Raw genomic sequence first — 5,364 nt, forward strand, 5'->3', positions numbered from 1 at the left:
CAAGCAGGGTAACAGTGCGGAAGAAATTGCTAGGCTGATGACTCACTTATCGATCGCACAAGTTTATGCAGCTTTAACGTATTATCATGCTAATCGAGAAGAGATTGATACAGATTTAGCTGAGGAACAAGAAGCTTACGAACAGTTAGCAGAGTTACACTACAAAAACCTCAAGACAAATTCATGAGCATTATTCTACTGCTGCTAGACGAAGATGCGATGAATTCGGCTCTGCTGGATGCTCTACGCCTGCGGAGTGTTGATGTTATTTCTGTTGCAGAAATAGGAATGCTGTCTCGCAGCGATGAAGAAATTTTGTATTGGGCTTATGAAAATCATCGAGTAACCTATAGCTTTAATACTAGGGATTTTTATCGATTGCATACTAATTTTAGCACGCAAGGGGAAGAACATATGGGGATAATCTTGGGACAGCAGAATTATTCAGTGGGGGAACAATTGCGTCGCTTGCTAAAAATTATAGCTAGTAAATCCGCAGAGGAAATGTACAATCAAGTCGAGTTTTTAAGTGCTTGGGGTGAAGGATAAGCGATCGCACTTGGGGAAGCAAAGGGCGATTCCTACGGGATAGCTACGCACGCGCGTACTTTGGGATTTGGGATGGGAGAGGTAGGCGATTAAAACGAACTTTTTTGCTTATTAGTTCCTGTATTACCAAGATAGATTTCCTTAGAACCCTTGGGAATGTAAATCCAGCCGAGGTCTTTCAGGCGATTTGTCAGATTTGATATTGTTACGCCAAGTTCATCTCGCATTGCATAAAGATGTTTCCAGTTGGTTAGATCGCGTCCTCTTCGTACTTCTTCTAGCTTAAAGCTGGGCATCAGCAAACAACCAGCAAAATACTGTGCTTGCCATTCTATCCCTTGCTGACTGCTAATACTGCGACATAAAAATGGCTCTACGGCGCTCTCAACACCACGCTTTTGCTCTTCTTCTAAACGAGAAACCGCTTTTTGATCTATGTGAAGCTCCCAATGTCCAATTTCGTGAGCTATTGAAGATTCTTCAAAACCTTTAGGCAGTTCCAGACTCTTTTCGTTCATTATAATTTTACGTTCAGTAGGTAGAATCATGGCAGCAATTGCCCCTTTTTCATCAGGAGGTATGTAGCCACAATCCATATCCAATCCTAAAGCTTCAGCAACATGACCAGCATCAATAGGCCATTTTAGAGGACGCTTGCGCTTTTTATTGACACGCGCAAGAACATCCATCGCACGAAGCTCAATTTCCTGTTTTGAAAATATTTGATACTGGTTGATTACTTTCAACTCTTCCTCTCCTCACCTTCTAATTGTGTGGTTTCGCGCAGTAATTGTTGTGCAAATTCTGGCTCATCCCGCATCCGGCGTAGCAACGCAGGCATTTGCCTGTACTTTTTGACCAGATCCTCAAAAACTTTGGCATCATCTGGTGTAATCCTACCTGCTAGGCGTTTGAGGTCATCTGTGCGATCGGTCAAATCCAAATGACGCCCTAACGCCTCAATGACATCCTCGCTGGGAGGATACCCAGCGTGGTCGTTTTCCAGTTTGGATAGGTAGGTATAATCCACACCGATCAACTTTGCCAGTTCGCGCTGGCTATATTCCTTGTCCTTACGGGCTTGACGAATCAGCTTGCCAAACGTCTCGCTCACGGCTGTAGTCCCTTATCATGGAAAAATTGTAATCTATCTTGACTTTATCTTCAACAGGGCCTAAAGTATGTATGTTGGCTAAATTGGTCAACATGAGCAACATAAACACTATAATAGATCGAGACAGACCTTTTTGGAGTCACAGCATGAAAAAACAACCCTTCAATCCCGACCAACTCTGCTTCTCAATCGGCAGACCCCTGCCAGTTTTGCTTGAGGAAGTTCAACGGACAAGTCGGAATCCAAATCTGAGGAAGGCCGCCAAACAAATGCTGGAAGGCTTGCGTACCTTTGAATTGGCGAACCAAACTGAGGTTTCCAAATCCGTCAAAGCAAAAACCGCAATCCACGAAATTTTAACCAAATGAACAAATAACAGCCCTCTAAAATAGAGGGCTAAACTCATGGACAAAATTTGGGCATTTGCCAGCTATAATCTTTGGTCACAGTTTGCTCCACCAGTAGGGCAAGAATACTTCCACTGCGATATGAAGCGAGGTTTTGCTAGGGCACGACAGCGAGAACCTGGAGTCGCAGCAGTTAAAGATTTAGACAACACACCTCAACGAATTGGAATACTTGGACAGCAAGGAGTTTATGAATTTCATCAAAACCCTAAACTATTCTCCCGCAAAGATGCTGTAGAGCAAGTTGCAGAAATTCTGCAATTAAGCCAAGAGTCAACTCCTGTTCAGGAACGAGTAATTCTCATCCTGAGCAATTACCAGCAGCACCCGATTCTTTTAGGCAAGAACATCATTAAACTGAACCGAGGTGATGAGGGATTTCCCAAACCAATTATTCTGAAGCAGGGGAATTATCAGTTTAATTTCTTTGCGGCGATCGACTGCATTTTTGCCGAACCCGATGGAACCATACATATTTTAGATTTCAAAACAGGTAAATCTGAATTCGATCGGCGACAGGCATACCTTTACTTGCTAGCAGCCCGTTATCTTTATCCATCTCAGCCAGCTATCGCCTCATTTTATAATTTGGAAACAGGCAAGCAGTCTGACCCACTCAGGGCAACGGCTGATACACTACAAGCTTTCAAAATAGAGATGTCGCTAATTGCTCAACGACATCAAAAAGATTTGAAGCGTTACCGCGACGATTCGGCTGAGTTCGACATAATTTTTCCACCTAATCCTGGTTCTAACTGTTCTTACTGTCCCTTTAACTCAATTTGTGAATTTTCTTCTGTAATATTAGAGGTTGCCGCATGACTGCTCATATTCATATTCCTCCACAAGTCTCTCCTTCACCAACATATTTGAGCGAGATTTTCCCGCTCATGATTTCACAGGGCAATTTAATCAGCTTTCGACTGACTCCAGAAGTAGATCGCAAAATTGGCAACCGATTTAGCTGGCGTTTTTGCCAAAAGTTTACTAATCAAGAATTTCCTCATCAGCTAGTTACTATCTGGGAAGACAAATATTTTTGGGTTTTAGGTCAACCTAATCAACCCATGCCCACCAAAGAAAAGTGGCGAGAGGCACTGGTAGAAATTGAAGAGGAGTTGAGAGAAGATATTGGCGATCGATCCTACTCTATCCAATGGGTACGCGAACCGCAGGTAACAGCTCCTATCCTTGCTCAATTAGCTGTGAGAATCTTGAAAAGAAGTTCAGAGTTCTCATCATCTGATACTGTTTTGTCGGAAAATCATGTTGAAGTCAAGCGTGAAGCTAATTTTTGGGCAGAAACTATTGAATTGCAAGATGGTGAATATCCGGCTTTAGTTTTAACACCTCATAGCTACTTCGTTTACCAAACTACATTGGATGAATTTTACGAAAATCATCCATATAGGAACAAACCGAAAGAACTTTTAATAGGTTTGAAAGTTAGAGATATTGAAAAGAATAGTTTTGCTACAATTACTGCTATTGTAGGCCCGATTGGAGAAGGAGGACGCAGACAAGACCTCATCGCTCAAGCAACAGGTGCACAGAGCAAACTAAAACTTCAAGAAGCACCAGACGATCAAGTTGTTGTTGCAGTCCAGTTTGGCAAAAATCCAACTGAGTATCACTATCCAATGTCTGCTTTGCGTCCCTGTGTCACAGAGGAAACTGCCGATCGCTTTGAGGTAAAATACGGAGACTTACTCAAAGAAACTAAAATTCCATATCAAGAGCGACAAAAATGCTTAACTTCATATAAGCAAAAAGCAGAAAAGGTTTTAAAGGCCTATGGACTCAATTTAGGAGCTAAGTGTATCAACAGCCGTGATTACCAGTCCTTATTCCTGCCAATCCAGTTCAAGCTTGAAGAAACACTTCTTGAATTTGGTAATAAATTTATTGGTAAGAGAAGTAAGGTTTTGAGAGGAATCTCTCAAGGTGGTGTTTATCGCCGTCACGATGAGTATAGTGATATATCAAGACCTATTCGCATTTCAGTTTTAAAAGTTGGGAATTTTAAAGTCAGCTCATCTTTTTTAGAAGAAGTTCAGAAACGTCTCAAAGATTATAAATTTGAAAGCCTCAGTTTGATTGACAAAAAGACCAAAAATATTGATGATAGTAGAATTAAAATAGTTTCGATAGACGGCTTGAGTAAGGCTGAAGCTAAAGTTAGATTGGAACAAGCTATAGATGAACTAATGGTGATTCCCACAGATATTGTTTTGACTTTTTTACCTCAGAGTGATCGCAATACCGACAATAGCGAAGACGGCAGTTTTTATGCTTTTATTTCTTCGCAGTTGCTCCGACACGGAAAAGCAAGCCAAGTGATTTATGAAGACACAGTACAAGATACTAAAAATCACGGAAATATTCTCAATCAAGTCATTCCAGGGATTTTAGCAAAGCTGGGAAACTTGCCATTTATTCTAGCTGAACCTTTAGAGATTGCTGATTACTTCATCGGATTGGATATTTCCAGAACTCCCAAAAAGAAGGGAAGCGGAAGCTTGAATGTTTGTGCAAGTGTGCGTCTTTACGATCGGCAAGGAAAATTTATTCGCTATAGGCTAGAAGATGCTTTGACACAGGGTGAAGAAATCGATAAACGAACACTAGAGAGGTTTCTTCCGGCTGCTGACCTAACTAGAAAAACTGTACTAATTTACCGCGATGGACATTTTTGTGGTAATGAAGTCAAGTATTTACGGGAACGAGCGAAAGCAATTAGCTCTAATTTTATTTTGGTGGAATGTATCAAGTCTCAAGTTCCCCGACTTTACAACTTTACTCAGTTAGCTTTAAAAGCACCCACAAAAGGTCTAGCACTTCGACTATCTGCATATGAAGTGATTTTGGTGACCACAGAAGTGAAGAATGAGAAGATGGGTCTGCCTTATCCATTACGTTTGAAGGTTATTCCTGATGAAGGACAGGAAGTATCAATTGAAAGTTTAGTAGAAACAACACTTAAACTTACTTTATTACATCATGGAGCACTTAAAGAGCCACGTTTACCCGTTCCCTTATATGGTTCTGACCGCATCGCTTATCGGCGGTTACAAGGTATTTCTCCAGGTGCATTGGATGGGGATAAACAATTTTGGCTGTAAGCCCGATCGCCCTTCCACCCACCACTCTAATAAAACCCTACCAAAAACCAACACCATCACACCAAAAAAATGCTCCGACTCTCCCAAACCCAACTCAAAATCCTCGAAGAATGCCCCCGCAAATTTCAACACAGCTACCTCGAACTACTCGCCACCACCGCCTCCCCAGAAC

General features: G+C 41.6%; 7 protein-coding genes. 5 read left to right on the forward strand and 2 right to left on the reverse strand.

The window, feature by feature from the left end; genetic code table 11:
- Positions 1-187: DUF433 domain-containing protein (locus tag ACUVJL_RS38130; RefSeq protein ID WP_445250558.1), on the forward strand; the 187-nt coding region annotated here is incomplete at its 5' end.
- Positions 184-549, forward strand: coding sequence for a DUF5615 family PIN-like protein (locus ACUVJL_RS38135; RefSeq protein WP_445250559.1), 366 nt, complete (start codon positions 184-186; stop codon positions 547-549). The genes ACUVJL_RS38130 and ACUVJL_RS38135, both read left to right, overlap by 4 nt.
- 89 nt (positions 550-638) lie before the next feature.
- Here ACUVJL_RS38135 and ACUVJL_RS38140 read toward each other — a convergent pair whose 3' ends face one another.
- Both ACUVJL_RS38140 and ACUVJL_RS38145 read right to left on the reverse strand, forming a co-directional pair.
- On the reverse strand, positions 639-1,295 hold the full coding sequence (locus ACUVJL_RS38140) for an ImmA/IrrE family metallo-endopeptidase (RefSeq protein WP_445250560.1): 657 nt from the start codon (positions 1,293-1,295) through the stop codon (positions 639-641).
- A complete protein-coding gene (locus tag ACUVJL_RS38145; RefSeq protein WP_333445667.1) occupies positions 1,292-1,663 on the reverse strand; it encodes a helix-turn-helix transcriptional regulator in 372 nt (123 codons plus the stop codon). Before ACUVJL_RS38145 ends, ACUVJL_RS38140 begins: the two co-directional genes overlap by 4 nt.
- 146 nt (positions 1,664-1,809) lie before the next feature.
- Here ACUVJL_RS38145 and ACUVJL_RS38150 point away from each other — a divergent pair, with 146 nt between their 5' ends.
- Genes ACUVJL_RS38150 through ACUVJL_RS38160 form a run of 3 tightly spaced genes read left to right on the forward strand, consistent with a single transcriptional unit; the run spans position 1,810 to position 5,192 of the window.
- Positions 1,810-2,031, forward strand: coding sequence for a hypothetical protein (locus ACUVJL_RS38150; protein WP_333037034.1), 222 nt, complete (start codon positions 1,810-1,812; stop codon positions 2,029-2,031).
- A 36-nt stretch (positions 2,032-2,067) separates the two neighbouring features.
- Positions 2,068-2,892 carry a PD-(D/E)XK nuclease family protein gene (locus ACUVJL_RS38155; RefSeq protein ID WP_445250561.1) on the forward strand — a complete coding sequence of 275 codons (825 nt, stop codon included), beginning with the start codon at positions 2,068-2,070 and terminating at the stop codon, positions 2,890-2,892.
- Positions 2,889-5,192 (forward strand): Piwi domain-containing protein, encoded by a 2,304-nt coding sequence (locus ACUVJL_RS38160; protein WP_445250562.1) that lies wholly within the window; start codon positions 2,889-2,891, stop codon positions 5,190-5,192. Before ACUVJL_RS38155 ends, ACUVJL_RS38160 begins: the two co-directional genes overlap by 4 nt.
- Positions 5,193-5,364: the final 172 nt, after the last annotated feature.

This window comes from Microcoleus sp. OTE_8_concoct_300 (genome assembly GCF_031383065.1).
Classification (GTDB): Bacteria; Cyanobacteriota; Cyanobacteriia; order Cyanobacteriales; family Microcoleaceae; genus Microcoleus.